24 protein-coding genes are annotated in these 25,178 nt (G+C 67.2%); 15 read left to right on the forward strand and 9 right to left on the reverse strand.

All coding sequences use genetic code 11. The annotated features are described in order from the left end of the window. Positions 1–44 precede the first annotated feature (44 nt). Positions 45–998 carry a GlxA family transcriptional regulator gene (locus E5S69_RS11970; protein ID WP_171514869.1) on the reverse strand — a complete coding sequence of 318 codons (954 nt, stop codon included), beginning with the start codon at positions 996–998 and terminating at the stop codon, positions 45–47. A 195-nt stretch (positions 999–1,193) separates the two neighbouring features. On the opposite strand from E5S69_RS11970, the gene E5S69_RS11975 reads away from it, so the two are divergent. The 3 genes from E5S69_RS11975 (at position 1,194) to E5S69_RS11985 (ending at position 3,377) form a co-directional block, all read left to right on the forward strand. Continuing rightward, complete coding sequence (locus E5S69_RS11975; RefSeq protein WP_171514870.1) at positions 1,194–2,384, forward strand: MFS transporter; 1,191 nt, start codon at positions 1,194–1,196, stop codon at positions 2,382–2,384. Positions 2,385–2,479: 95 nt separating this feature from the next. Next, the gene (locus E5S69_RS11980) at positions 2,480–2,920 is read left to right on the forward strand and encodes a cupin domain-containing protein (RefSeq protein ID WP_171514871.1); all 441 of its coding nucleotides are present in this window, start codon (positions 2,480–2,482) and stop codon (positions 2,918–2,920) included. Next, positions 2,916–3,377 carry a carboxymuconolactone decarboxylase family protein gene (locus E5S69_RS11985; RefSeq protein WP_306853225.1) on the forward strand — a complete coding sequence of 154 codons (462 nt, stop codon included), beginning with the start codon at positions 2,916–2,918 and terminating at the stop codon, positions 3,375–3,377. The genes E5S69_RS11980 and E5S69_RS11985 overlap by 5 nt, the downstream gene beginning before the upstream one ends. An 87-nt stretch (positions 3,378–3,464) precedes the next feature. Here E5S69_RS11985 and E5S69_RS11990 read toward each other — a convergent pair whose 3' ends face one another. Next, a complete protein-coding gene (locus tag E5S69_RS11990) occupies positions 3,465–4,121 on the reverse strand; it encodes a TetR/AcrR family transcriptional regulator (RefSeq protein ID WP_171514873.1) in 657 nt (218 codons plus the stop codon). A gap of 88 nt (positions 4,122–4,209) precedes the next feature. On the opposite strand from E5S69_RS11990, the gene E5S69_RS11995 reads away from it, so the two are divergent. The 7 genes from E5S69_RS11995 to E5S69_RS12025 all read left to right on the forward strand — a co-directional run bounded on the left by E5S69_RS11995 (position 4,210) and on the right by E5S69_RS12025 (position 10,281). After that, positions 4,210–5,115, forward strand: a complete 906-nt coding sequence (locus E5S69_RS11995) for a TauD/TfdA dioxygenase family protein (protein WP_171514874.1) — start codon at positions 4,210–4,212, stop codon at positions 5,113–5,115. A gap of 25 nt (positions 5,116–5,140) precedes the next feature. Next, positions 5,141–6,112, forward strand: coding sequence for a Bug family tripartite tricarboxylate transporter substrate binding protein (locus E5S69_RS12000; RefSeq protein WP_171514875.1), 972 nt, complete (start codon positions 5,141–5,143; stop codon positions 6,110–6,112). After that, entirely contained in the window at positions 6,109–6,825 is a 717-nt protein-coding gene (locus E5S69_RS12005) for a sulfite exporter TauE/SafE family protein (RefSeq protein ID WP_171514876.1), read from the forward strand. The genes E5S69_RS12000 and E5S69_RS12005 overlap by 4 nt, the downstream gene beginning before the upstream one ends. Next, a complete protein-coding gene (locus E5S69_RS12010; protein WP_216621309.1) occupies positions 6,822–8,222 on the forward strand; it encodes an amidase in 1,401 nt (466 codons plus the stop codon). The genes E5S69_RS12005 and E5S69_RS12010 overlap by 4 nt, the downstream gene beginning before the upstream one ends. Continuing rightward, complete coding sequence (locus E5S69_RS12015) at positions 8,209–8,625, forward strand: nuclear transport factor 2 family protein (RefSeq protein WP_171514877.1); 417 nt, start codon at positions 8,209–8,211, stop codon at positions 8,623–8,625. Before E5S69_RS12010 ends, E5S69_RS12015 begins: the two co-directional genes overlap by 14 nt. Positions 8,626–8,642: 17 nt before the next feature. Further along, positions 8,643–8,912, forward strand: a complete 270-nt coding sequence (locus E5S69_RS12020) for a tripartite tricarboxylate transporter substrate-binding protein (RefSeq protein WP_171514878.1) — start codon at positions 8,643–8,645, stop codon at positions 8,910–8,912. A 301-nt stretch (positions 8,913–9,213) separates the two neighbouring features. Continuing rightward, on the forward strand, positions 9,214–10,281 hold the full coding sequence (locus E5S69_RS12025; protein WP_171514879.1) for a CBASS cGAMP-activated phospholipase: 1,068 nt from the start codon (positions 9,214–9,216) through the stop codon (positions 10,279–10,281). A 7-nt stretch (positions 10,282–10,288) separates the two neighbouring features. Here E5S69_RS12025 and E5S69_RS12030 read toward each other — a convergent pair whose 3' ends face one another. From E5S69_RS12030 to E5S69_RS12045, 4 genes are all read right to left on the reverse strand, one after another. Further along, on the reverse strand, positions 10,289–10,783 hold the full coding sequence (locus E5S69_RS12030; protein WP_171514880.1) for a DNA-binding response regulator: 495 nt from the start codon (positions 10,781–10,783) through the stop codon (positions 10,289–10,291). 192 nt (positions 10,784–10,975) lie between these two features. After that, on the reverse strand, positions 10,976–11,725 hold the full coding sequence (locus E5S69_RS12035) for a 4'-phosphopantetheinyl transferase family protein (protein ID WP_171514881.1): 750 nt from the start codon (positions 11,723–11,725) through the stop codon (positions 10,976–10,978). Beyond that, positions 11,725–14,820 (reverse strand): acetoacetate--CoA ligase, encoded by a 3,096-nt coding sequence (locus E5S69_RS12040; protein ID WP_171514882.1) that lies wholly within the window; start codon positions 14,818–14,820, stop codon positions 11,725–11,727. The genes E5S69_RS12035 and E5S69_RS12040 overlap by 1 nt, the downstream gene beginning before the upstream one ends. 165 nt (positions 14,821–14,985) lie before the next feature. Continuing rightward, a complete protein-coding gene (locus tag E5S69_RS12045; protein ID WP_171514883.1) occupies positions 14,986–15,843 on the reverse strand; it encodes a LysR family transcriptional regulator in 858 nt (285 codons plus the stop codon). A 130-nt stretch (positions 15,844–15,973) separates the two neighbouring features. Between E5S69_RS12045 and mdtD the strand changes: the two genes are divergently transcribed. Further along, entirely contained in the window at positions 15,974–17,392 is a 1,419-nt protein-coding gene (gene mdtD / locus E5S69_RS12050; protein ID WP_236901295.1) for a multidrug transporter subunit MdtD, read from the forward strand. Between the two features lie 263 nt (positions 17,393–17,655). Next, positions 17,656–18,381 (forward strand): SDR family NAD(P)-dependent oxidoreductase, encoded by a 726-nt coding sequence (locus E5S69_RS12055; protein WP_336510585.1) that lies wholly within the window; start codon positions 17,656–17,658, stop codon positions 18,379–18,381. A gap of 12 nt (positions 18,382–18,393) precedes the next feature. Here the strand turns inward: E5S69_RS12055 and E5S69_RS12060 are convergent, their stop codons facing one another. The 3 genes from E5S69_RS12060 to E5S69_RS12070 all read right to left on the reverse strand — a co-directional run bounded on the left by E5S69_RS12060 (position 18,394) and on the right by E5S69_RS12070 (position 21,776). After that, positions 18,394–19,413, reverse strand: coding sequence for an NADPH:quinone reductase (locus tag E5S69_RS12060; protein ID WP_236901296.1), 1,020 nt, complete (start codon positions 19,411–19,413; stop codon positions 18,394–18,396). 62 nt (positions 19,414–19,475) lie between these two features. Continuing rightward, on the reverse strand, positions 19,476–20,267 hold the full coding sequence (locus tag E5S69_RS12065) for a transporter substrate-binding domain-containing protein (protein ID WP_171514884.1): 792 nt from the start codon (positions 20,265–20,267) through the stop codon (positions 19,476–19,478). 207 nt (positions 20,268–20,474) lie between these two features. Continuing rightward, the gene (locus E5S69_RS12070; RefSeq protein ID WP_236901297.1) at positions 20,475–21,776 is read right to left on the reverse strand and encodes a c-type cytochrome; all 1,302 of its coding nucleotides are present in this window, start codon (positions 21,774–21,776) and stop codon (positions 20,475–20,477) included. Between the two features lie 296 nt (positions 21,777–22,072). Here E5S69_RS12070 and E5S69_RS12075 point away from each other — a divergent pair, with 296 nt between their 5' ends. From E5S69_RS12075 to E5S69_RS12085, 3 genes are all read left to right on the forward strand, one after another. Then, the gene (locus E5S69_RS12075; RefSeq protein ID WP_171514885.1) at positions 22,073–22,804 is read left to right on the forward strand and encodes an RNA polymerase sigma factor; all 732 of its coding nucleotides are present in this window, start codon (positions 22,073–22,075) and stop codon (positions 22,802–22,804) included. A gap of 62 nt (positions 22,805–22,866) precedes the next feature. Next, positions 22,867–23,841, forward strand: a complete 975-nt coding sequence (locus E5S69_RS12080) for an SDR family oxidoreductase (protein WP_336510586.1) — start codon at positions 22,867–22,869, stop codon at positions 23,839–23,841. Next, positions 23,838–25,103 (forward strand): amylo-alpha-1,6-glucosidase, encoded by a 1,266-nt coding sequence (locus tag E5S69_RS12085; RefSeq protein WP_171514887.1) that lies wholly within the window; start codon positions 23,838–23,840, stop codon positions 25,101–25,103. Before E5S69_RS12080 ends, E5S69_RS12085 begins: the two co-directional genes overlap by 4 nt. Positions 25,104–25,178: the final 75 nt, after the last annotated feature.

The following is a 25,178-nucleotide window of genomic DNA, read 5'->3' on the forward strand; positions in this document are numbered from 1 at the left end:
GAGGCTGGCCTGGGGCCTGGCTATGATCGCATGGGCTGCTGTTTTCAGGCAGCGACCGGCCCGCGCGTTTCCCTGCTCAGGCGGCGCACCGCCTGGGGCGGCTGCCCGGTGGTACGCAGGAAGGCGCGCCGCATCCGCTCGCGGTCCGAGAAACCCACCTCGTCCGCGATCACGTCCAGCGACAGGCGGCCTTTTTCCAGCAACAGCCTGGCGGCCTCCACGCGCAGATGCTCGATCGCCTTGGCAGGCGATTGGCCGGTCTCGGCGCTGAAGGCGCGGCTGAACTGGCGCGGGCTCAGCCCGGCGACATCGGCCAGTTCGTCGACAGTCAGCGCGTTGCGCAAATTGGCGTTGGCATAGTCGATGGCCTTCTGGATCCGGTCGGACTTCGGCTCGAGGTCAAGCAAGGTCGAGAACTGCGACTGGCCACCGGCGCGCCGATGGTAGATCACCAGCTTGCGCGCGACCGCGCGCGAGACCTCCTGGCCGTGGTCCTTCTCGATCATGGCCAGCGCCATGTCGATGGTGGCGGTCATGCCGGCGGAGGTCCAGATCGGGCCGTCGACGATGAAGATCTGGTCTTCCTCGACGACGACCTTGGGGAAGTGTCGCTGCAAGTCGTGCGCGAAGCGCCAGTGCGTGGTCGCGCGCCGGCCGTCCAGCACGCCCGCGTGCGCCAGGATGAAGGCGCCGGTGCAGGGCGCGGCAATCCGCCGCGAGGTCTTCAGCGCGCGCCTGACGAACCCGGTCAGCGCTGCGGAAACCACGTCGATTTCCACGCCGGAGCCGAACATGACGGTGTCGAACGCGGCTTTGCCGAACGGCTGCGACTCGACGCGGATGCCCGCCGACGACATCACCAGCCCCCCCTGCTCGGAAAGCACCGTCACGTCGTAGGCGCGCTCTTCGAGCACGACGTTGGCCAGTTCGAACGCGGTGATCGCCGCCAGGCCCATCACATAGAAGTTGGGGAATATGACGAAGCCGATGGTGTGCATGCGGTGTCCTGAGTCAGTTCCTGAGTCATGTCCTGAATTGACGGTATATATGACATTTGAGACGCGGTCAACGCTGGCTATGATTGCTCGCAGGTAACCACCGGAGCGGGCCAAAACGGTGACTGCGCCGTAACACCGCGGCGTATGCGCCGCTTCCGAGGCCCAACCTCAACCGCATTCCGCAAGAGCTTTCGTATGGACCGTCGACTACTGATCCTGGCGCTGGGCATGTTTGCAATGGGCACCGACAACTTTGTCGTCGCCGGTATCCTGCCCAGCGTCGCGGCGTCGCTGCATACATCGGTCAGCGTGGCCGGCCTGATGGTGACCTGCTACGCGTTGACCTATGCGGTGGCGGCGCCCGTGATGGCAGCGGTGGCGGGCGGCTTGCCGCGCAAGCTGCTGCTGGTTTCGGCGCTGGGCATCTTCGTCGTCGGCAACGCCGTCAGCGCGCTCGCGACCGACGTGCATTGGGTGCTGATGAGCCGGGCCCTGGCCGGGTTTGGCGCCGCGCTGTTCTCGCCCACTGCGCTGGGCGTTGCCGCGGCGCTTGCCTCGCCCGAAAAACGCGGCCGTGCACTGGCTACGGTAACCGCTGGGCTCACGGGCGCCACCGCGCTGGGGTCGCCGCTCGGCACGCTGATCGGCGGATTCGGCGGCTGGCGGTCGACGCTGTGGTTCGTCACGGCGCTCGGGGTCGCGGCGATGATCGGCGTCTGGACCCTGCTGCCGTCGGTTCCGCTGCCCGCGGCGGTCAGGCTGCGCGAGCGTCTCGCTCCCATGCGCGACTTGCGCGTCGCGCTGACCTTGCTGACGTCGCTGTTCGCGTTCGGCGGCTTCCTGATGGTCTATACGTATGCCGGCGTGGTGCTGGAACCGCTGACGCACGGCGACGAACGCATGCTCGCGGGGTTGTTCCTGCTGTGGGGCGTCGCCGCCACGGTCGGTAACCTGGTCGCCGGCCGCCTGGTGGACCGCTTCGACAGCCGCCATATCGTCAATGCGATGCTGTGGATCGCCATCCTCAACTTCTGTGCGCTGCCGTGGACCGCTGGGCATCCGGCCAGCGCTGTCATCGCGCTGGTCATCTGGGGCCTCTGCGGATGGGGGCTCATCGTGCCGCAACAGCACCGGCTGGTGCAACTGTCGCCGCAGGTAGCGCCACTGCTGCTCGCGCTGAACAATACGGCCACCTATCTTGGGCTTGCCGGCTCGGGCGTGCTTGGCGGCATCGTGCTCCGATCGACCGGCGGGCAGTATCTGAGCCTGTTCGCGGCAGCGATGATTGCGCTGGCGTTTGTCTTCACCGCGGCCGCGCATCGCCGCATCGCGCGGCCGGCCCTGCATGGTCGCGCCACAGCCGCCGGCCAGGCCGAAGCGGCGTGATGCGCGGCGGCCGGGCCGTTCTCCCGCGCTGTTTTCCAGCGCCGTTTGCAAGCCATGCTGGCGGCGCGCTGTAGCACTCCCTGCCTTCTATACCCATGACACCTCGACACGCATTTCTTTCAATGATGGCCGCTGCCGGCATGGCCATCGCCGGGTCCGCCGCCGCGCATGGCGCGCCAGGGGCCGGCGCCGGCGATATCGTCAAGCCGAACTTCTCGCACGCCATTACCAACATCCCGGGCAAATCGCTGATCGCGGTGGAAGTCGTTTATCCGCCCGGCGGTGCGTCGTTGCCGCATACCCACGCCAGGTCGGCGTTCATCTATGCCTATGTCGTCTCGGGCAGCATCGCCAGCAAGGTGAACGACGAACCGGAGCGCGTCTACCAGGCCGGCGAAGCCTTTTTCGAGGAACCGGGATCGCGCCATCGCGTGAGCCGTAATGCGGACCGACGCAAGCCGGCCAAACTGCTGGCCGTGTTCGTGGTCGATACGAACGACACGGCACTGACTACCCACGACAACCAAGGAGATTGAAATGAGGCTGGACTACACCAAGGCAGCGCCGGGCGGCATGAAGGCATTCGGGTCTGTCTATGGCTATGTCATGCAGTCAGGCCTGGACGATGTGCTGGTCGAGCTGGTCTATCTGCGCGTCAGCCAGATCAACGGCTGCGCCTATTGCCTCGACATGCATACCCGTGACCTGATCAGGCATGGCGTTACGCCGGCAAAGCTGGCGCTCGTGCAAGCCTGGCATGAAGCCGGCACGTTGTTCAGCGAGCGCGAAAAGGCGGCACTGGCATGGGCGGAGACGGTCACCCGCGTCGCGGACACCCACGTGCCGGACGAAGAATTCCAGCGTGTCGCGGCGGTGTTCGGCGAAAAGGAACTCGCTGACCTGACCATGGCCATCGGCCTGATGAACGCCTTCAACCGGCTCGCCATCAGCTTCCGGCGTCCGCCGGATGCCGCCTTGGCGGCGAACGCCTGAGCGGTTGCCCCCCGGACAGTGCGCGGCACCCGTTGAGCGCGCGCGTCGCCGGCATCTGCCTGGATCCGGCGACCCTGGCGCGCCGTCTCACGGCGCGGCCACATAGGCGCAAAACGCCCGCGTCAGCTCCATGTCGAACTCGCGGCTCGACAGCCGCAGGGGTCCCGGGTCGTTCAGCACCGCATTGATGATGCTGCCGATCGCGAACTGGAAGGCGATACGGATACGGCGGTACAGCCATTCCGCATCGCCGTCCTGGTGGCGCGCGGCCAGTACCGGCACGGCGCGCTCGATAAAGGCGGCACGTCGCTGCTTGAAGCCCTGCCAGGCATTGCCGTTGGCCTCGAGGATGGTCGCGCGCAAGACTCCCAGGTTGCGCAGCGTGACGCGGCGAAGTTCCGACAGCAGCGCGTGCACTGCCGCCTGCAGGTCCGCATTGCCTTGTACCAGCGCCGCAAGGCAGGCCGTCATGCTGCGGTCGGTGTCCTCGGCCGTTACCGCCTGCAGTGCGCGGAAAAAGGCCTGCTTGCTCTTGAAGCGCCCGTAGAACGCTCCTGTCGTCACATGCGCGGCGGCGCATATCTCCTGATTGGTGAGGCTGTCGAGGGTGCGCTCGCGCAGTAACTGCCGCCCCGCCTCGAGCAGCGCCTCGGTGGTGCGGCCGGCACGGCCGTACCGGGGAGGGTTGAAGCCTTGCTGGCCATCCAGTGCGGCAAGCGTGCCCTGCGACATAAGTTCCGACATGGTTTTCCCTAGCCACCCGCTTCGCTGGTTGCGTCCGGGCCGTCCACATGCCAAAAATATACTCGCGAATACAAATTGGAGGCAAGACATGGATATCGCCCAACCGCCGCATTCAACCGTTGCTGCCCCGGCCGTCGTGCGGCGCAGTGCTTTGCAGTCGTCGTTCGTGCTGAGCCGGATTTCCCCGGCGCTGGGTGCGGAAGTCGGGAATATCGACCTCGCCGCGGAACTCGATGACGACATCATCGCCGCGCTGCGGCGCGCGCTGGTCGAGCACAAGGTGCTGGTGTTTCGCGACCAGGACATCACACCGGCGCAGCATGTCAGGCTGGCGCGGCGCTTTGGCGAACTGGAGGTGCATCCTACCTTCCCACACCATGACGAGTTCCCGGAACTGGTGCTGCTGGGCGGCGACGACAAGAAGCCGGCCATGGAGAACGGCTATCACAGCGACGTCTCGTGGCGCGAGATTCCGTCGATGGCGTCGATGCTGCGCTGCGTGCAATGCCCGGAGATCGGCGGCGATACCGTCTGGGTCAACATGGCGCTTGCCTACGAGAAGTTGCCGGCGTCGCGCAAGCAGCAGATCGAAGGCCTGCTCGCTGTACACGACATCCTGCCGGCCTTCGGCGACAAGATGACGCCGGAGCAGCGCAAACAGTTCCCCGCGTCTGTTCATCCGGTGGTGCGCACCCATCCAGAGAGCGGGGAGAAAATCCTCTACGTGAACGGCGCCTTCGTCACGCACTTCGCCAACTTCCGCTCGCGCAATGCGGTGCGCGGCGCCTTCGAAGGCCAGTCGGAGAAGCAGGACCTGATGGAATACCTGCTGCGCCAGCCCGCCATCCTCGAATACCAGATGCGCCTGCGCTGGCGTCCCAACACGATTGCGTTCTGGGACAACCGTTCCACGCAGCACTACGCCATCCAGGACTATTTTCCCGCCGTGCGCCGCATGATGCGCGCCACGATCATCGGCGACCGGCCCTTCTGAGCCATCGACCCGGAGAGACCCGCACATGAACCGGAAACTGCTCATCGGCATCGCGGCGATGGCGTTCAGCCTGCTGGCGCGCGCCGAAGGCTATCCCGCCAAGCCAATTACCTTTGTCGTCCCCGCCCCGCCGGGCGGCGCGACGGATGCCATCGCCCGCACGCTGGCGGAGGTGATGAGCCGGCGCATGGGCCAGCCCATCCTCGTCGACAACAGGCCCGGCGCGGGCGGCATGATCGGCGCGCAATTTGTCGCACGTGCGGTGCCTGACGGCTACACCTTGCTCGTCACGCCTTCGGCGCCCATCCTGACCGCGCCCTATCTGTACGCGAAGGTGCCATATGACGTGAAGCGCGACCTGAGCCTTATCTCGCAGATCTGTACGGGGCAACTGGTGCTTGCCGTCAATCCGCAGAAGGTACCTGTGAAGACCGTGAAGGAGTTCATCGCCTGGGCGCAGCAGCGCAAGGGCACCGTGACCTATGGCTCCTACGGCGTGGGCTCGGCGGGGCACCTGATGGGTGCATACCTGAGCCAGGCCAACAAGCTTGAGATGACGCATGCGCCTTACAAGGGGGAGTCGCCGATGGTGCAGGACCTGATCGGCGGGCAGATTGACTGGGCGATGGGAAGCGTCGGCGTGATGGCGCCGTACCTGCAGAGCGGGCGCCTGCGCGCACTGGCGGTAATGGGTGACCGCCCATTGTCCGAGCTGCCGAATGTGCCGACCATGAGCGAGTCGGGCTTCCCCGAGCCGGAGTACCGCCCGGTTGGCTGGGCTGCCCTGATTGGCCCGGCCAATCTGCCCCCGGCCGTCATGAATCGGCTCGAACAGGAAGCGCGCGCGGCGGTGCAGACCACCGAGATGAAGGCGCGCTTCCAGGTCTACGGCCTGTCTGTGCTGGGCACGACTTCCGCTGCGTTCCGGCGCGACTTTGACGCGACCCTGCCCGTTACGGAGCGGCTGGTGCGCCTGTCGGGCGCGAAGATCGAATGACATGGAGCGCTGAGGTGTTGATCGCGGTGGCGGGCGTAGCCATCGGCGCGACGTCGATTGGCGGCGTGCTGGTGGTGCCGGTGCTGTCGGGCGTGGCCGGCGTGCCGCTCGCGCAAGCGGTGGCCGCGTCGAGTCTCGCCTTCCTGCCCGCGGGACTGCTCGGCTGGCGCCTCTCGCGGGGCCACGGCGGGGCTACGCCTTGGGCCTTGCATGCCGCGGCGCTGCCGGGCGCCGGGTGCGGGGCGCTGCTGGTGCACGTGGTGCCGGCCGCCGGCGCGCAGTTGTGGCTGGCGGGGCTGGCGGCGGCATCCGGACTGTACGGCCTGGCATCGGTGGCTACCACCCAGGGCGAACGTCCGTTGCCGGGCACCGCGACGCTGGCGGTGCTTGGCTTCGCCGTGGGGATTGGCTCTGCGTTGTCCGGCACCGGTGGCCCGGTGCTGTTGTTGCCGCTGCTGCTGCTGTTGCGCACGGCGACCGGTCCCGCGCTGGCCGCGGCGCTGGCGGTCCAGCTTCCGGTCGCACTTGCTGCAACGGCCGCGCACTGGTTGTCCGGCGATCTCCCGCTCGCCCTGGGCTTGCGCACAGGCGCGCTGGTGACTGGCGGCGCCCTGCTGGGGAGCTTCCTGGCCCCGCGGCTGCCCGCGCGGGCGTTGCGTGCCGGTGCTTCGCTCGGCCTGCTGGCCGTGGCGGGCTGGTACGCCATCCGATGAAGGCCGATACCATGTCGAATCCCGCCGAGCTGTCCGCCACCGCCTTGCTGGCGCATTATGCCCGCCGCGAGCTGTCGCCCGTCGAGGCGCTCGACGCCATCCTCGATCGCGTGCGGCGATACGATCCGGTCTGCAACGCCTTTCGCTTCGTCGATGCCGATGGCGCGCGCGAGCAGGCCCGTGCGTCGGAGCGGCGCTGGCTGCGCGGCGAGCCCCTGGGCCAGCTCGACGGCGTGCCCGTTTCCTTCAAGGACCTGCTGCACGTGCGTGGCTGGCCCACGCGCATGGGCAGCCTCGTCACCGGCGACGCGCCCCAGCCCGATGATTGCCCGGCCGCTGCCAGGCTGCGCGAGCATGGCGCCGTGCTAGTGGGCAAGACCAATACGTCCGAGTTCGGCACCAAGGGCACCACCGAGAGCGCGCTGGCTGGCGTCACGCGCAATCCGTGGAACCCGGCACACACGCCGGGCGGCAGCAGCGGCGGCGCAGCTGCCGCCACCGCGCTGGGCTTTGGGCCGCTGCATGTGGCCACCGACGGCGGCGGTTCGATCCGTGCCCCGTCGGCCGCTTGCGGCGTGTTCGGCTTCAAGCCCGGCACCGGGCGTGTGCCGTGCTACCCGCCGGCACACTCGGGCACGCTGTTCCACATTGGCCCGATGGCGCGCTCGGTCGCCGATGCGGCGCTGCTGTTCAATGTGATCAGCGGCCCGGACAGCCGCGACTGGCACGCCTTGCCGCATGAGGTGCGGGATTGGCGCCAGGGTCTCGATGCAGGCATCGCCGGCATGCGCGTGGCCTACAGCCGCACGCTGGGCTACCTGGCGGTCGATCCTGAAGTGGGCGCCTGGTGCGATGCGGCCGTGCAGCGGCTCGCCGCGCTCGGTGCTGTCGTGGAAGAGACGGAGCCCGGCTTCGACAACCCAGCTCCGGTATTTCGCGTGTTGTGGGACGCCGGTGTCGCGCGCCTGCTGCGCGACATGCCGGCTGAGCGCATCGCGCTGCTGGACCCGCTGCTGCAGCAAGCCGCAGCGCGCGGCCGCGAACTGGATGCCGTGGCCTATCTCGACGCTACCGGGCGGCGCAGCGAACTCGGCGCTGCCATGCAGCGCTTCCATCAGCGGTATGACCTGCTGGTGACGCCCACGCTTGCAGGCGTGTCGCCGCCGGTGGGCGCTTCGTGGTCCGCCCCCCATTGCCTGCCGTTCAACCTGACCGGCCAGCCGGCCGCCAGCGTCCCATGCGGCTTTACGCGTGCGGGTCTGCCAGTGGGCCTGCAGATCATCGGCCCCAAACATGCCGACGCACGCGTGTTGCGTGCGGCGCGGGCGTTCGAGGCGATCTGTCCATGGCCGATGCCACCCCTCACCCTCCAAGAAGACAACCATGACCGAAGCTGAAATCCGCACCCTGATGGCCGCTTTCGGCAGCGCATTCCGTGCGGGCGATGCCGACGGCGTGGCCGCCTGCCTGGCCGAAGACTTCACGTGGCGCCTGCCCACCGGAACCGGCGACCCGCAAGGCGATGTGCTACATGGCAAGGAAGCGGTGCGCCGCTACCTGCGCGAGCGCTTCGCGCCCGGCAGCAGCGCAGTCACGTTCTCGGACAGCCGGATGGAGATCCTTGGCGACGTCGTGCTCCTGCAATACCGCGTGCGGGGCACGGCGGACGATGGCCGGCCCGTTGATGCGCATGGATTGGACCTGTTCCGCGTGGCCGACGGCAAGCTGCGGCTGAAGGATGCCTACTGGAAGCAGGTGGCGTGGCCCGGACAACAACGGAACCCGGAACACCATACTTGAACTGGTCGTGGATGTGAATGAATTGGAAACTGCTCGCCGGCACCGCCGCCATGGCCTTTAGCCTGTTGGCCCGGGCGGACACATATCCGGCCAAGCCGATCACTTTTGTCGTGCCGCCCCCGCCAGGCGGCGCGATGGATAGCATCGCGCGCTCGCTGGCGGAGGTGATGAGCCTGCGCATGGGCCAGCCGATCATTGTCGACAACAAGCCCGGCGCCGGAGGCCCGCTGGCCACCACATCGAGCGCATTCCGTCGCGACTTCGATGCAACGCAGCCGATCACGTAGCGGCTGGCCCGGGCCGTGCGCCACAAGCACGGCGACGCAGGTCAGAATTAAATGCCGTCTAATTGCCTGTTTCGAGGCCGGGCCTTGCACTGCGCCGCCCCTGCCGGCACGACCCTGTGCTGTAAAAATATTCTGACGTCGCCTAGTATGGATGCGCATGGCATCTCGGGCGCGCTTCGTTCCACGAGACTTCAAACCTCGGTTTCGTGTCCACGCGGCCACTGGCGGCAACCGTTCCCGAACGCGCCGCCCTTGCCCGTGGTGATAGCGGAAGACTTATGCGGCTGAAGGGGGGGACTTCTTGGACGAGGCGGCGCCAACCCGGTTTCAGATTCTCGCGCTTTCGGGCGGCGGCTTTCGCGGGCTGTACACCGCGCGGCTGCTTGCCGATTTCGAGGAAGAAATCGGTGCTCCGATTGCGACCCGCTTCGACCTGATCGCCGGCACCTCGATTGGCGGGGTGATTGCACTGGCGCTGTCGCTGGAAGTGCCGGCGAGCCGCATTGTGGCGCTGCTGACCGAGTATGGCGAGAAAATCTTCCAGCGGCGCTGGTCGCTGGCCGGGATCTGGCGGGCCCCGTTTTCCTCGCGCCGGCTCGGCGAGCTGCTGGCCGATGACCATATGTTCGGCCAGCGCCTGCTGGGCGCGTGCGCGCACCGCGTGGTCATTCCCGCGATCAATTACTCCACCGGCCGGCCGCAGATTTTCAAGACACCGCACCACGTCAATTTCAAGCGGGATCACAAGTTCCGCATCGTCGATATCGCAATGGCGACCAGCGCGGCGCCAGGCTACTTTGCCCGCTACACGTTCAACCATAACCAGTTTGTCGACGGCGGCCTTTACGCCAATGCGCCAGGCTTGCTGGCGGTGCACGAGGCGCAGTATTCCCTGCTGCGGTCGCCCGCCGATGTCCACGTCATGGCGATCGGCACGATGTCGTCAAAGTTCACCGTGAACCCCCGCCGCAATCGCGAGGGCGGCACCTACGACTGGGGCGGCATCAATCCCGCCAATATGCCCAGGCGCTTGTTCGGCCTGTCGATATCGGTCCAGGAAGCGCTCAGTGACTTCATGCTGTCGCACCTGCTGCCGGGGCGCTATGTGCTGGTCGACGATGATCTGACGGACCAGCGCGCACGTGCCGTGGGCCTGGACAAGGCCGACCACGCGGCGCGCGAGGTGCTGCTGGGAGCGGCCTCGGAACGGTCCAAGATCTGCATCGGCAGCCGGGAGTTCCAGCCGTTCCTGAAGCATCTGGCCCCGGCGCCAACGTTCTTTTACGGCGAGAACGAGAACGCAAGTGCGTTCTCCCGCCGGATCGTCGGTTCCACGGCACGGGTGCATATGGTTTCGCCGACGCGATAGCCGCGGCTTACGCGAACGCGTGGAAGGGCCGCTGCAAGCTGGTAGGCGCGGCGTCCGGCTCAGCCTGGGCCGGCGCGGCGAGCGGCAGGTCCAGCAGCGCGCGCACGTCCCGTTCGATGGTTGCGACGGAGGCGGATCGGCACAAGGTGCGGGCAAAGCGCGGGTCCAGGCCTGGCGGCAGGCGCAGCCACATATTGTCCGCGACCAGCAGCAGGCGCCGCGGCCTGAGCACCAGGCTGGCCAGGCGCAGCCCGCTCCAGCCGTCGACGAGGTCCGACGGCATGCCGAACACCAGCAGCGCCGGCGCCGGCAAGCGCGGGTTGCGCGCCGCCAGGGCTTCCGTCTCCACCGGTTCCACTCGGCCGATGCCCGGCATTTCGCCGAGCAGCCGCATGACGCCGTGCCGGTAGATCGGCATGTCGTCGATGACCACGGCATGCGCCTCGTCGCCGTACTGCAGCACTTGCGCCGGGGCCGGCGTTCCAAGGTTAATCCAGCTCATCCCTTCCTCCGGTTGTCTGGCGTTGGCGTCATGGCCAACGCTTTTCACGGCAATCAGCAAGGGCGATGCCAGCCCGCGCAGCGCGGGGCGTGCCAGGCCGTGTCAGCGCCGGAACCAGGTGGGCCGCGGGTTTCCCGCAGAAATGCGGGCCGGCGCGAGCGCGGTGACGCGCTGGCAAAGCGCTGCGCGGCGTTACGTGTAACGTAACGTGTTACGCGGCGGGTCCGGCAACGCGCAGCGTTGGCACGTGAGGCTTGCGTCCGGCAGCGATACGGCCAGCGCCGCCCTGAACGCTGCCCCGGCGTCCAGGTCCAGGCAGGTCCAGCCCGAGATGGCGATGCCATGGTGCGACGCCCGCCAATGGCCCGTGCCGCGCCGCTCGTCGTCGGCGGTCGTATAGGCGGTGGGATCGCCCGAGAGGCCCGTGCCGAGCGCCTTCAGCAGCGCTTCCTTGCGCGTCCAGAGCGCGAGCAGGGCGTCGGTCGAATCGGGCCGCGCGCGCGCCAGCGTTTGCGCCTCCGCCGCGGAAAATACGCCGCGCCCCAGGCCCGGGGCGTCGAGTCCGCCGGCACGCCGCTCCACATCCACGCCAAGGCGGCAATCCCGGGCAAAAGCCAGCAGCGCGATGCCGTCGGTGTGCGACACGCTGAAAGCCAGCCCGGCCTGCGGCCATTGCAGGACGGGCTGGCCGAATGCCGAAACCGCAAAACGCAGCGCTTCGGGCGGGCATTGCAGATAGCCGCCGAGCAGCCAGCGAAGCAGGCCGCGCCGGGCGATATAGCCATTGCCGTGCCGGGCGTGCCGGTAGGCCCCGGCGCGCGCGCGCTCGTCCGGCGCAAGCGTATGGGCCAGCCGCGCGCACATGGAGTCGACCTGCGCGTCTGCCAGCAGCCATACCTGTACGGCGCCGTCCGGCAAGGCGAGGCGTTGCGGTGCCGGCATCACGGGCCCGCGAGCCCTTCGTCCAGGATGGCCGCCACCACCTGCAGGTTCGGCTCGAGGACCATGTCGAAATGGCTGCAGGGCACTTCGGCAACCGTCAGGCCGCCGCGCGCGACGCGGCGCCACAGCGACAGCGGATCGCCGCGATGCAGCTGCCTGACCGCGGCGCGCAGGTACAGCACCGGGCCGGCGTGGTACGGCCGCGGCCGATAGGTCGTCATGGCGCGTCCTATGGTTTCGCGCACCTGCTGCAGCGCCGGCGGCAGCGATTCGGTGAACGCATTGGGCCGGCACGCGATGCCGCCGCGGCGCATGCCCACGCCCTCGGCCGCCCGGCGCAGCGCGTACTTCAGGTAGCGCACGCGCTGCGCCGCCGACACCGCGCGCAGCTTGCGCCACTGCCATCCGGGATACTGGCAGCAGTAGCGGATCCAGGCGCGCCATGGCAGGAAATGCTCGCCGACATAGGTGTCGAGCAGGCATAGCAGTTCGACGTGCTCGCCAGCCTGGGTCAGCTGTTGCGCCATCTCGAACGCGACCAGCCCGCCGAACGAGTAGCCGGCCAGCGCATACGGACCGCTGGGCTGCAAGGTGCGGATCTGTTCGATATAGCTGGCCGCCATGTCCTCGACCCGCCGCTGCGTCGGCTGCTCGCCGTCAAGGCCGCGTGCCTGCAGGCCATAGACCGGACGCGAAGTCTGCAGCGCGTTGACCATGCCCCAGCATTCCATCACCGAGCCGCTCGCGCCATGCACCAGGAACAGCGGCGCGCCGATGCCGGCGCGCACCGGCACCAGGTTGGGCGAGGGCGGCGGCGCGGCGGCTTCGTCGAGCGCCGCCGCGAGGCGGGCAATGGTGGGTGCGAACAGCAGCGTCGCCAGCGGAATCGTGCGACCGGTCGATTGCTGCACGTCGGCCAGCAGCCGCGCGGCCAGCAGCGAATGGCCGCCGAGGTCAAAGAAGTTGTCGTCGCGGTCGATCGGGGCGAAATCGAACAGCTTTTCCCATAGCGCTTGCAAATGGCGTTCCAGTTGCTCGCGTGACGCGCCGGCGGCGGGCAGTTCGCGCGCGGCCAAGTTCAGTGAGGGATGGTTCCGGATCGCGTCCAGGCAGCCCGGATTGCGCAACGCCGCGGCATTGCCCACCGGCAGGCCGTTGACCGCATTGCGCGCGGCCGCTTCAGAGAACTTGCCGTTATGCGTGACCGGCAGCGCCGGCACGGCGAGGATCCGGTCGGGCACGTGGGTGGGCGAGGCGCGGCGCGCCAGGTTGCGGCGCACGCGCGCGGCCAGCGCGCCGGTCAGCGCGACGCCGTCGTGCAATACCAGCAGCAGCACCATGCGCTGTTCATACCGTTCGGCGTGGGTCAGGTCGGGTGCAGCCGTGCGCGAGCGCTGCTCGACCACCATCGCCTCGCGGATCTCCGGAATATCGCGCAGCACCCGATAGATTTCGCCCGGCCCGACATTGACGCCGCGCACATTGAGCACGCCGTCGGAGCGGCCATGCAGCCGCGCCGTGCCCTCGGGCGGAAACTCGATACGGTCGCCGTGGGTCCAGACCCCCGGGTTGCTGGCAAAGTAGGCCGCGTGAAAGGCCTTGCCGTCCACGTCGCCATAGAAGCCGAGCGGACGCGACGGGAACGGGTTCACGCAGACCAGTTCGCCGATGCCGCCGGTGGGCGCACCGTGTTCCCACGCCTGCACATCGAGCGCAAGGCTCTTGCATTGGGCTTCGCCCGCGTAGACCGGCAGGTTCGGATTGCCCAGCACAAAGCACCCGAGGATGTCCGTGCCCCCGGAAATCGACTGCAGCGGCAGCGCCTTGACGTGATCGCGCACCCATTCGAATTGCGCGTCGAACAGCACCGATCCGGTCGACATCATCGCGCGCAGTGCGCCCAGGTCGAACTGCTGGCCGGGCACCAGGCCCGCGTCCTCGCACATCTTCAGGTAGGCGGGGCTGGTGCCGAACACCGTGACGCGCTCGTCGGCGACCAGGCGCCATAGCGCGTCGACCGTGGCGATCGGGCCGTCATAGGTCACGATCTCGACCCCGGACGCCAGGGCCGACAGCTGCCAGTTCCACATCATCCACGCGCAGGTGGTGTGGAAATACATGCGATCGCCGGGCCGCAGGTCGGCGTGCAGCCGATGCTCCTTCAGGTGCTCCAGCAGGCTGCCGCCGGCGCCGTGCACGATGCACTTGGGTTTGCCCGTGGTGCCCGACGAGAACATGATGAACAGCGGATGGTTGAACCCGAAGCGCTGCCAGGTGAAGCGCTGCGCGTCGCCGCGGTCTATCAGGTCGGCCAGCGCATGGACCGGCTGGCTGACGGTCCCCGGCAAGGTGCCGTCGTCCAGCTGGATGATGCCCTGCAGCGACGGCAGCGCGGCCGCCAGGCCGGCGACGTTGTCCGCCAGCGCCAGGCCGGTGTCGAACGCGCGCTGCGCGGTGTGCGCGAGCAGCAGCCGCGGCGCCAGCGGGGCAAAGCGATCGAGCAGCGTTTCCACGCTCATCTCGGCGGCCGCCGTCGACAGCGTCGCGCCAAGCGCGGTCACGGCCAGCGCGGCGACCACCGCCTCGGCGTCGTTGCGCATCACGCCCACGACGCGGTCGCCTGCGCGCAGTCCCAGTTGCGACAGGGCATGCGCCGCGCGCGCGACGCGCTCGCGCAGTTCGCCGCGGCTCAGGCGTTGGCGCCGGCCATCGGCGTGGCAAGCCGTCAGCGCCGGCGCGTCCGGCCCCGCCACCTCCAGGCTCAGCAGGTTGTCGGCGTAGTTCAGCCGGACGTTGGGGAAGAAGCTGGCATGCTCGCAGTCGTCGCCGACGCAGACCGGGTCGGGGCTGCCCGACCACGCCAGCCCGTGCGACCACTGCAGGAAGCAGCGCCAGAACGTCCGGTATTCCCGTACCGAGAAATCGTGCAGCGCGTCGTAGCGATGGAAGGACTGGTCCGTACACGCCTGCAGCGCCGCGGTAAAGGCGGTCATCTGCGACGCCACGGCGCGTTCGGGCGAGTGGCTGTAAATGGGGGTGCGACCCACGGACACGCTGGGGCAGAGCGACGCGTCCAACAAATAAAATCGATCCATCCGATCCTCCCGGAGACCGGTGCACACCGTTCGAAGCGACGGCGTGTTCTGAGGATCCAGATTAGTGGCTGGCAAATTCTGGTCTGTGCGTCATCGCACGCATGATGAGGCGGGCGATGTGGGGCAGGCCCGCTCGCCCTCGGCACCGGATCCGATGCCAGGCCTTCAGTCCAGCCGCGCCGCGCGCAGGTCGCTTTTGGCGATCAGTTGCCGCAGGGTTTCCGCCGGCCGGCTCAGGCGCCGCGCCGCGAGGGTGATGAATTCGACGCCGGGCAGCGCCGGCAGGGCCTCGACGTTGATGGGGGGCACCAGCCCGCCGCCGGCAAGATTCTGCGCGCGCACGGTGATGCCCAATCCGCCGCGTGCCGCCGCGATGCAGCCCGAATGGCTGCTGCTGGTGCAGGCCACACGCCAGCGCCAGCCGGCCTTGGCCAGTGTGTCCAGCACCACCGAGCGCGTCACGCTGGGCTCATGGACCAGGATCAGCGGCAGCGGCTGGCTGATATCGACCACGGTGCCAGGCCCCGCCAGCCATTCCAGCTGGCCGCGGAACACCGGCACGCCGCGGCGCTCGCCTTCGCGCCGCTTGCCAACGATCAGGTCGAGCGTGCCAGCCTCGATCTCTTCGTACAGCTTGCTGGTCATGGCAATCATGATCTCGAGCTCGACGTCCGGGTGGGTCGCGCGGAACGCCGCCAGCAGGTTGGGCAGCGGCCCCTGCGCCAGGTCCTCGGACGTGCCCAGCCGGACCCGCCCCTGCAGCCGCGGCGCGCTGAACTGCGATTCGGGGCGCGCCAGCGCTTCCAGCACCAGGCGTGCATGGACCAGCAGCGCCTCGCCATCCGGCGTCAGCGACAGGGAATGGGTGTCGCGCACGAACAGCCGCCGGTTCACGCTCTGTTCCAGCCGGCGGATGTGATCGCTGACCGATGACTGCGACAGGCCCAGCTGGCGCCCGGCCTCGGTAAAGCTGCGCGCCGTGGCGACCGTGGCAAAGGTGCGGATCCAGACGGGATTGAGCATCGCGGCATTGTCATCGGATTTTGCGATGACAGTCAACAAGGCCAGAGGGGTTCCCGATGGGCTCGGCGCTGCGTAGCATCCACGTCAAGCCATCCCGGAGCCCGCCGGGCCGGCATCCTCCAGGAACCGCATGCCCACCGCCTCAAGTCCCGCCGCCGCGCCCGATGTGTCCCGCCAGGCCATGCTCTGGATCGTCTTTGCCGGCTTCTTCATGCAGACTCTGGACACCACCATCGTCAACACCGCGCTGCCGGCGATGGCGCGCAGCCTGGGCGAAAGCCCGCTCGACCTGAAGCCGGTGGTGGTGGCCTATACGCTGACCATGGCGATGCTAACGCCCGCATCGGGCTGGCTGGCGGACAAGTTCGGCACGCGCCGGGTCTACTTCAGCGCGATCCTGATCTTCGTGCTCGGCTCGGTGTTCTGCGCCACCGCGTCCACGCTGCCACAGCTGGTGATGGCGCGCGTGCTGCAGGGCATCGGCGGGTCGATGCTGCTGCCGGTGGGCCGGCTTGCCGTGTTGCGCAATGTCCCAGGCGAACAGTACATCGCGGCGCTGGCCTTCGTTTCGATTGCCGGCCAGGTCGGACCGATCTTCGGCCCGGTGCTGGGCGGCTGGCTGGTGCAGGGCGCGTCGTGGCACTGGATCTTCCTGATCAACGTGCCGGTGGGCCTGGCCGGCCTGTTGGCGGTGCGGCGCTACCTGCCGCAAGGCGAGGCCGGCGTGGCGCCGCCGTTCGACTGGATCGGCTGCGGCCTGCTGTCGCTGTGCATGGTCACGTTCTCGCTGGCGCTGGAACACGGCGCGCACAGCCTGTGGAGCGCGCTGCTGATCGCGGTCAGCGTCGCCAGCGCGCTGCTCTATGTTCCGCATGCCAGGCGGCACGCGTCGCCGCTGTTCCGCCTGGCGCTGTTCCGGGAACCGAACTTCAGCGTCGGCCTGGCCGGCAACCTGGTGTGCCGCATCGGCGTGGGCGCGGTGCCGTTCCTGCTGCCGCTGCTGTTCCAGCTGCAGCTAGGCTATTCCCCGCTCCATTCAGGGCTGATGCTGTTGCCCATCGCCGTTGCCGGCACGCTGTCCAAGCGCTGGATCGTGCCGCTGGTGAACCGCTTTGGTTACGACACGTTCCTGCTGGTCAACACCTGGATCGTCGGCGTGTCGATTGCGTCGTTCGCGGCGATCGCGCCAGGCTGGCCGCTGGTGCTGTCGATCGTGCAACTGGCTGTGTTCGGCGCCGCCAACTCCATGCAGTTCGCGGCGATGAACAGTGTCACGCTCAAGGGCCTGTCGCGCGCGGATGCCGGCAGCGGCAACAGCCTGTTCTCGATGGTGCAGATGCTGGCGATCGGACTGGGCGTCACAATCGGCGGTGGGCTGGTCAGCTATTTCTCGGCCACGCTCGGCGTCGCCGCGCCGGCCTACCGGCTGGCCTTTTTCAGCATGGGCGTGGTGACGATGCTGTCGGGGCTGGTGTTCCGGCGACTGGACGCCGAGCGGCTCCATCCGCAGGGCTTGAAGCGCGGCGCGGTGGCTGACCTTCGTCGCTAGCCAGCATGGCGCGGCCGCGGCGCGCGCTGCCCTCATACCCGTGCGGCGACCGGTTGACGATGGCGACGACCAGCCGCATGGCCGGTACTTCGATCAGGATGCCTGACCGCGGCGCAGGGTCCGATTTGTCCGAAACCGAACAGAGCGTACGCAAGACGGCCTGTATCGTAGCGGTCCGCGGGTAGGCCGCGTGGCAAGACCACACCAAGGCGCCTTGCCGACGCGTTGCCCTGCTGCGCACCGCAGGGTGCACTGGAGGTACCGTGTCAAATCGCTATGACCTGTCGGGCAAGACAGCGCTGGTGACGGGCGGGGCAAACGGACTGGGGCGGGCGATCGTCGCGCAACTGGTTGACGGCGGCGCGCGCGTGCATGTGTGGGATATCGTCCCGCTCCAGACGGCAGATGCCACCGCCGAGGTCGTCGATATCTCCGACGGGGCGCAGGTTCGGCTGGCGCTGGCGCGGCTGGTGGAAGCGGGACATCGCTTCGACATCCTGGTCAACAATGCTGGCTACCTGGGCCCGGTGCAGCCGTTCGAAATCCACGATCCCGCGCAATGGCAGCGCATCATCGCCGTCAACCTGGTCGGCACCATGTACGTCTTGCAGGCAATGCTGCCGCATATGTTGCGCTGGGGCGGCGGCCGCATCGTCAATATGGGATCGATGGCCGGCAAGGAAGGGCTGGCGGGGCTGGCTGCCTACTCCGCGGCCAGCGGCGGTGTGGTGACCCTGACCAAGGCCATCGGCCGCGAACTGGTGAAGCGCAATATCTTTGTGAACTGCGTCGCACCCGGCCCCATGGATACCGACATGATCCGCGCGCTCGGCAGCCAGCAGGTGGCGGCCATGGTGAGCGAGAGCCCGGCCGGTCGTCTCGGCGATCCGGCCGAGGCCGCGCACCTGGTCGCGTGGCTATGTTCGGACGCCAGCCGCTTCAACGCGGGCGCTGTGTTCGACATGTCCGGCGGGCGGGCGCGATGCTGATGGCCGACGGTCTTATTCCGGTGGTATGTCCAGGATGACGTTGCCGATCAGCTTGCCGCCTTCGACCGCCTCATGCGCCTGCGCGATCGCCTGCAGCGGAAAGCGGGCACCGATGGCATGCGTGAGCCTGCCATCCTCCATCAGCCGGGTCAGCCCGCCGACGGCGCGTTCCCGGTCGGCGCGGCAGAGATCGTACACAAGAAAAAACCGGAGGGAGGCCGAGCTGAACAGCAGGTCGCGAAACGGGACCGGGATCTCGCCGTACGCGTTCGAGCCATAGCTGACCAACGTGCCGTGGGGCCTCAGCACCCCTTGTGGCAGCAGCTGTACCGTGGTGGAGAAGTCCATATCGACAATGGCATGTACGCCCTTGCCCCCGGTCTGCGCCATCACGGCTTGCGCAACCGGCTCCTGCTTGTAGTCGATCGTTGCTTGCGCGCCGGCCGCCATCGCATGCTCAGCCTTCTGCGTCGAGCCCACCGTGCCAATGACGGAGGCACCGGCATAAACCGCCAGTTGCACGACATAATGGCCAACGGCGGATGATGCGCCGATGACCAGAACCGTCTTTCCGGCAATGTCGCCAAGCAGATGGATAGCCTGGAAAGCCGTCATCGCCGGAATGCCAAGGCAGGCGGCCGCCGCAAAATCCGTGTTGGCGGGCAATGGCACGGCCTGCGCCTGCGGCAATGCGATGTACTGCGCCGCGGTGCCCATGGGCCGCTGCCATTGGCCGTTCCAGATCCAGACACGCTCGCCGATGCGGGCCTGCGCCACGCCCGTGCCCACCGCGTCGATCACGCCCGCCCCGTCGCTATGCGGCACGACGCGCTCGCTCGCCAGCGGCCGGCCCTGCCGGGATTTGACATCGGACGGATTCACGCCGGACGTGGCAAGCCTGACGCGGACTTCGCCAGGCCCTGGCGTCGGAGTTGGCAGTTCACCAAACTCCAGGACCTTCCCGGCTTCTCCGTTCCTGCTGTACCAGGCAGCGCGCATGATTTCCCCCGTGCGTGGATCGAACGTCGCCATCGTCCCGCGCGACGCAGGCCAGCGACAGCGCAAGCATCGGGCGGGTGCCGCCGGTTGTCAAACTACTTTCCCAGCCATGTCGCACGGCGTGCGTCGAATTCACCGCCGGCCTTGGCCAGGTGCAGCCACTGGTCGACGTACCGTTTGAACACGTCATCGCCAAGCGGCAGCAGATAGCCCATTTCCGCGTACTGGAGTGGCTTGTCTGGATTGACCGCGCACAACTCGGGATGCGCCTTGCTCTGGACAATGGCTTCGGCGGCCTCGGTGACGAAGACGTCGGCGTTGCCGCGGATGACCTCGTCGAAGATCGTCAGGTTGTCCTTGTGCATGGTCAGCTTCGCCCGCGACAGGCGCGTGCGGGCGAAGCGCTCGTTGCTGCCACCGGGGTTGGCAATCACGCGCACGTTCGGCTGGTCGATGGCTTCGACGGTCTGGAAGCGGGCCACGTTCTCGCAACGAGTGATAGGGGTCTTGCCGTTGACCATGTAGGGCGCGCTGAAATAGGCCTGCTTCTGCCGTTCCAGCGACACCGAGATGCCGCCGGCACCGATATCGCACTTGCCGCTGACAAAGTCGGGCATCAGCGTCGCCCACGTGGTCTTGACGAATTGCGCTTTGGCGCCGAGGGAGCTGGCGAGCGAGGTCATCAGGTCCACGTCGAGCCCTTCGTACAGGCCTTCCGACTTCATGAAGCTGAAGGGCTTGTAGTCGCCCGGCGTGCAGACGCGCAGGACGCCCGCTTGCGCCACGCGTGACAGCGTGGGCGACACCGCGGTGGCGGGCGCCGGCGACTGGGCCAGCACCGGCGCGGCAGCCAGTAGCGCAACCGCGGCAACGATCGTCTTTCTCATTGGCATTTTCTTGTTCTCTGGAGGGCGTCGGGGAGGTGTTTACTGCAGCATGCGGATTTATAGCATGCTTGAAACGGCGCCAGGGCGCCGCGCCGCTCGGATCGGGAACCCCGCGTGATCGACCAGACCGCCTGCGCACCATAAAGAGAAAGAGCCCGGACCTGCTGGCTGGCCGGGCCCGCTGGGAAGTGCGACCGGCAATATAGGTCACAGCGCCTTCAGATACTCCGCCAGGTCAGCGATATCCCCGCTGCTCAGTCCCAGTCCCTGCTTCGTGTTGTAGGTATTTACGACATCGTGCAATGTCGCCGCCGAGCCGTCATGAAAATATGGAGGGTGCTGCCACACGCCCTTCAGTGGCGTGGTCCGGTATTGCTTGGTTGCCGAGCGCGACGCGTAGCTTGGGGTTTCCGGTTCGGCCATCGAGTCGACGGGCGGATGCAGGCCCGAGTTGGCATCGGTAAATGCCGGGCCGCTATGGCAGGTGGCGCATCGACCCGCGCCTTCGAAGACAAGGCGTCCTCGCACTGCCGCTACCGGGTCGAAGCTGCCGGCCGGCGGCGGGGGAGCGCTCAGTGACAGCTGATACGCTTGCAGCGCCGGCAGCTTGCTGGTGACGAGATCCTCCGTACCATTCGTGATGGAAATATTCAGCCGTGGCTCGGATACCGAGCCCAGGCCGCCCATCTGGGAGACGGCGACATAGCGATTCCAGTACATGATGTCTTCGCCATCGCCGGTATAAGTGATGCGGTGAATGCCGGCGAGCCCGAAGGCGGGCGGTATCACCACCGGCTTGCTGAGGCCGTCGATATTGCTGCGCGGGTCGTACTTGCCTGCACCCCAGGCGTTAAGGACCTTCTTCATGGCATCGTCGATGGCAGGTGACAGCGCGATGATGGCGCCGGGATTGAGATCCCGGTTGGGCCATCCGTCCAGCCGCCTGCCGATGCCCGGCGCGAACGAGTTGTCCACCGTCGAATGACAAAGCGCGCAGGTGATGCCGACATGGGTCAGCTTGTCTACCCCGTTGACCGTCTCGACCGTCCCCTTGATGCCGACGACCGCGTTCAGTTTCAGCAGCGCCACCGTCGTCGCCGGGCTCTTCAGGTCGATGGTGCCATTGCGGATGCCATTCGCGATCGCCTCGGGCAAGGCGTCGGCATCGACCTTCAGCCCGACGGAAAACGCGGTCAAAGGATCCACCGAGCTGGCGATGACCTCGTGCATTCTCAGCTTGTCGGTCCACTGTGCTTCGTCGCCGAAGGTATCGAAGCGAAAGATCTGCTTGCCCTGCTCGACCAGGGCCTTTTGCGCCGCTTCCGTGCTGGCCGCGTCAGTGCCTCCCCCTCCGGACCCGCCGCCGCATGCCGTGGCTGCCGCCATTGCGGCCACTGTCATCAGTGCATTGACCAGTCGCCGTCGAGGCATGGGCTTCATCGTTGCCCGCCGCAGCGGTACGGGCTGGACTTCGGCTTCGGGTGCCAGTGCGGAGGGTTGCTTGTTCATGATCGGCGTCCTTGTCACATGGAAGAGGCGACTGATATATGGCAACGGACATGTCCGACGGCAGTGGCCCGAGCGCGTCCGTGGCATATGTCGTTAGACGTCGACGGACTCGGGAAGGTGACACGAGGCCTGGGCCACATTGCGGCTGGGGGCGGCCGGTGGCGGCGTGTAGCGTTCTCCTATGATTGCTGACGCGTGGATCGAGCGGACCCGGGGGGGCGGTCGGATCCTGCCCGGGCCGCCTGTCACCTTTTCGCGGCGGTGCCGTCTAATGATCTGGAACGGGAAAAGCCACTATGGAACCAAAGCAGAATCCCTGGCCACCTCTGCCGTCTGCTGCCGGTGCCCCGACGGATGCCGACCTGGTCGCAAGCGCCCGCGCCGGCGCCGCGTCGGCCTTCGAAATCATCATGCGGCGCAACAATCGCCTGTTGTTCCGCACCGCGCGGGGCGTGGTCCCGGACGACGCCGAGGCGCAAGATGTGGTGCAGGAAACCTACCTGCGCGCCTTTACCCGCCTGGATTCGTTCCGCAGCGAGGCCGCACTGAGCACCTGGCTGGCGCGCATAGCCATCAATGTCGCCCTGACTGCGCAGCGCAAGCGACGCGGGCTGGTCCAGATGGGAGGCCGGGCGGAAGAGGAAGATCCTGGCGAAGCTTCACAGGAGAACGTGATGGCCTTTCGCACCGCTGATGACGCATCCCCCGAAGCCATGGCCGAACGCAGCCAGGTGCGCGAGCTCCTGCAAAGCGCGGTCGAGAACCTGCCGCCAATCTATCGTTGCGTGTTCATCCTGCGCGCGATCGAAGACATGAGCGTGGAGGAGACGGCTTATTGCCTGGGCGTCAGTGATGACGTGGTCAAGACCCGCTTCCTGCGCGCCCGCAAGATGCTGCGCCAGGCGTTGGCCGAAGAAGCAAAGCCCTATCTGCAAGACACCTTCAACTTTGCCGGCCCACGCTGCGACGCGGTGGTCAACCACGTGTTTGCCGCCCTCAGTGCGCGTGGACTGGTTCACTCGCCATGACGAAGCGGAACGCTGTACGGGCAATACCGAAACGGCCCGGGAGCGTGGAGGGAGACTGGAACGTGGCCGTCGTGGCCGGCGCGTCCGCCGGAATCGGCCGCGCCGCCGCGCTGGCATTCGCCGACGCTGGCGCGGACGTCGCGGTGCTGGCCCGCAACCTGGAGCGCCTTGCATCGCTGCGTGTGGAAATCGAGGCAAGAAGGCGCCGGGCTCTTGCCATTCCCGTCGACATAGCCGATGCCGACGCCGTTGACGCAGCGGCCGCCCGCATCGAGAACGAACTGGGCCCGATCGACGTATGGGTCAATGCCGCGACCGTATCGGTGTTCTCGCCCGTGCGTGAAATGACGTCCCACGAATATCGCCGCGTCATGGAAGTGACATACCTTGGAGCGGTGCATGGCACGCTGGCGGCCCTGCGCCATATGGCGCCGCGGCAGCACGGTGCCATCGTCATCGTCGGTTCGGCGCTGGCCTACCGCGGCATCCCGCTGCAATCCGCCTACTGCGCCGCCAAGCATGCGCTGCAGGGGTTCAACGATTCGCTGCAGGCTGAGCTGCTGCATGAACATAGTCGCGTCCGCGTGACGATGGTCCAGCTCTCGGCGTTCAATACGCCGCAGTTCGAGTGGAGCCGCTCGCGTCTGCCCAACCGTGCGCGCCCGATGCGGCCGGTGTACCAGCCGGAGCTTGCCGCGGACGCCATTGTCTGGGCGGCCAGGCATGGCGGACGGGAAGTGAAGGTCGGCATGCCCGCGGTCGTTGCCATCTGGGCCGACAAGCTGTGGCCAAGGGCAGGCGACTGGTATCTGGCGCGAGCCGCCTATACGGGCCAGCAGAGCCGGGAACCCAGGGTGCCAGACGCGCCCGATAACCTGGACGCCTCCGTGCCAGGCGCGTTCGGGTCCCATGGCCGGTTTGACCGCGAGGCGCACAGGTTCAGCCTGCAGTTCTGGCTGCTGATGCACAGCCGTGCCGTGATGGCGATGACGGCAGCCGTGCTGGCCATGGCGACGCTACTCTGGCTGGCCTCATGACCGAGTCGCAACTTCGCGAGCGGGTCCGCCAACTCCTGTTGCATAACATCCGGGACGGATATTCCAGCCTGCTAGGGCAGCACTATTGCTATATTGCGCCTGCTTGCGGCACCTACCCGTACCAGTGGTTCTGGGACACCTGTTTTCATCTGGTGATGCTGACCCGCCTGGGCGAATACGAGTGGGCCAAGCGCAATTTCAGAAGCCTTTTCGCGATGCAGGAAGAGGATGGCTTTGTCGGCCATATGATCTTCTGGAATCAGGTCCTGCCCCGGCGCAGGACCGATGTCATGCAGGCGCGCCCAAGCCTGGCTTCGCTGCGTCCGCATATGAGCGCGCTGATACAGCCGACCTTTACCGCGACCGCCCTGTTGCGGTTGTTCCAGGCCTGTGGCGACCGTGTCTACCTGGGCGAGATGTACGCCAGGGTCCGGCGCTATCACGAATGGTTGGCCAGTGCGCGCGATTTCGATGGCGATGGCCTGCTGACCATCATTACCCCGTTCGAGTCGGGGATGGACTGGAAAGCGTCCTACGACCTGGTGCTTGGCTACACCGAGCGGAAAATGCCGCGTCGGCTTATTGCCAATCGCTTGTTCTGGAAAGCGGTCGCCGTGGATTTGTCCAACTTCCTGGTGCGCTACGAGGCCGCGCGGGTCAGGCAACGCGGCAAGTTTCTGGTGAAGGACGTCGGTGTCAACGCCATCTACGCCAGCGATCTGTCGGCCATGGAACAACTTGCCACGGAGGTGGGCGATGACCCCGCGGTGTTCCGCCTGCGTCGCGAGCGCATCACCGCCAGTATGCTGTCACAGATGTATGACGATGCCGATGCAGCCTTCTATGACATCGCCGAACCCGGTTCCCGCAAGCTACCGATCCTCACGCCCACCGCGTTGTTTCCGCTCGCGCTCGAAGGCATTCCGCGCGAGATTATCGAGCGAATGCTGGCAACGCACTTTGACAACGAGGAAGAATTCAACGTGCCGCTGCCGATTCCGTCCGTCGCCGTCAGCGATCCGGCATTCTGCGCGCGCGAGACGCCGTTTATCTGGCGTGGCCCGACCTGGGCGCTGAACAATTGGTTCCTGTTCCATGCGCTGAAGCGGTGCGGCTATGGGGATTATGCGGAGCGCCTGCACCGGTCGCTGCATCGCGCGATCGAACGAAGCGGCTTCCGTGAATATTACGATCCGTTCAGTGGCGAGGGTTTCGGCGCAAAGGACTTCACGTGGTCCGGGCTGCTGATCGACATGGTGTAATGCCGTGCGCTCCCAGCCCGGACGGTCGCCGCGTCGCGGCCGGCATGCCCGCGCCATCATCCGCCTGAGATGGCG

Origin of the sequence: Cupriavidus necator (assembly GCF_013141915.1) — a bacterium.
GTDB classification, from domain to species: Bacteria; Pseudomonadota; Gammaproteobacteria; order Burkholderiales; family Burkholderiaceae; genus Cupriavidus; species Cupriavidus necator_B.

What these genes read in the sequence shown, in the direction of transcription:
- E5S69_RS11970 (WP_171514869.1), bottom strand. Translation starts at nt 998, where the DNA reads ATGCACACCATCGGCTTCGTCATATTCCCCAACTTCTATGTGATGGGC.
- E5S69_RS11975 (WP_171514870.1), top strand. Translation starts at nt 1,194, where the DNA reads ATGGACCGTCGACTACTGATCCTGGCGCTGGGCATGTTTGCAATGGGC.
- E5S69_RS11980 (WP_171514871.1), top strand. Translation starts at nt 2,480, where the DNA reads ATGACACCTCGACACGCATTTCTTTCAATGATGGCCGCTGCCGGCATG.
- E5S69_RS11990 (WP_171514873.1), bottom strand. Translation starts at nt 4,121, where the DNA reads ATGTCGGAACTTATGTCGCAGGGCACGCTTGCCGCACTGGATGGCCAG.
- E5S69_RS11995 (WP_171514874.1), top strand. Translation starts at nt 4,210, where the DNA reads ATGGATATCGCCCAACCGCCGCATTCAACCGTTGCTGCCCCGGCCGTC.
- E5S69_RS12000 (WP_171514875.1), top strand. Translation starts at nt 5,141, where the DNA reads ATGAACCGGAAACTGCTCATCGGCATCGCGGCGATGGCGTTCAGCCTG.
- E5S69_RS12005 (WP_171514876.1), top strand. Translation starts at nt 6,109, where the DNA reads ATGACATGGAGCGCTGAGGTGTTGATCGCGGTGGCGGGCGTAGCCATC.
- E5S69_RS12010 (WP_216621309.1), top strand. Translation starts at nt 6,822, where the DNA reads ATGAAGGCCGATACCATGTCGAATCCCGCCGAGCTGTCCGCCACCGCC.
- E5S69_RS12015 (WP_171514877.1), top strand. Translation starts at nt 8,209, where the DNA reads ATGACCGAAGCTGAAATCCGCACCCTGATGGCCGCTTTCGGCAGCGCA.
- E5S69_RS12020 (WP_171514878.1), top strand. Translation starts at nt 8,643, where the DNA reads ATGAATTGGAAACTGCTCGCCGGCACCGCCGCCATGGCCTTTAGCCTG.
- E5S69_RS12030 (WP_171514880.1), bottom strand. Translation starts at nt 10,783, where the DNA reads ATGAGCTGGATTAACCTTGGAACGCCGGCCCCGGCGCAAGTGCTGCAG.
- E5S69_RS12035 (WP_171514881.1), bottom strand. Translation starts at nt 11,725, where the DNA reads ATGCCGGCACCGCAACGCCTCGCCTTGCCGGACGGCGCCGTACAGGTA.
- E5S69_RS12040 (WP_171514882.1), bottom strand. Translation starts at nt 14,820, where the DNA reads ATGGATCGATTTTATTTGTTGGACGCGTCGCTCTGCCCCAGCGTGTCC.
- E5S69_RS12045 (WP_171514883.1), bottom strand. Translation starts at nt 15,843, where the DNA reads ATGCTCAATCCCGTCTGGATCCGCACCTTTGCCACGGTCGCCACGGCG.
- mdtD (WP_236901295.1), top strand. Translation starts at nt 15,974, where the DNA reads ATGCCCACCGCCTCAAGTCCCGCCGCCGCGCCCGATGTGTCCCGCCAG.
- E5S69_RS12060 (WP_236901296.1), bottom strand. Translation starts at nt 19,413, where the DNA reads ATGGCGACGTTCGATCCACGCACGGGGGAAATCATGCGCGCTGCCTGG.
- E5S69_RS12065 (WP_171514884.1), bottom strand. Translation starts at nt 20,267, where the DNA reads ATGAGAAAGACGATCGTTGCCGCGGTTGCGCTACTGGCTGCCGCGCCG.
- E5S69_RS12070 (WP_236901297.1), bottom strand. Translation starts at nt 21,776, where the DNA reads ATGAACAAGCAACCCTCCGCACTGGCACCCGAAGCCGAAGTCCAGCCC.
- E5S69_RS12075 (WP_171514885.1), top strand. Translation starts at nt 22,073, where the DNA reads ATGGAACCAAAGCAGAATCCCTGGCCACCTCTGCCGTCTGCTGCCGGT.
- E5S69_RS12085 (WP_171514887.1), top strand. Translation starts at nt 23,838, where the DNA reads ATGACCGAGTCGCAACTTCGCGAGCGGGTCCGCCAACTCCTGTTGCAT.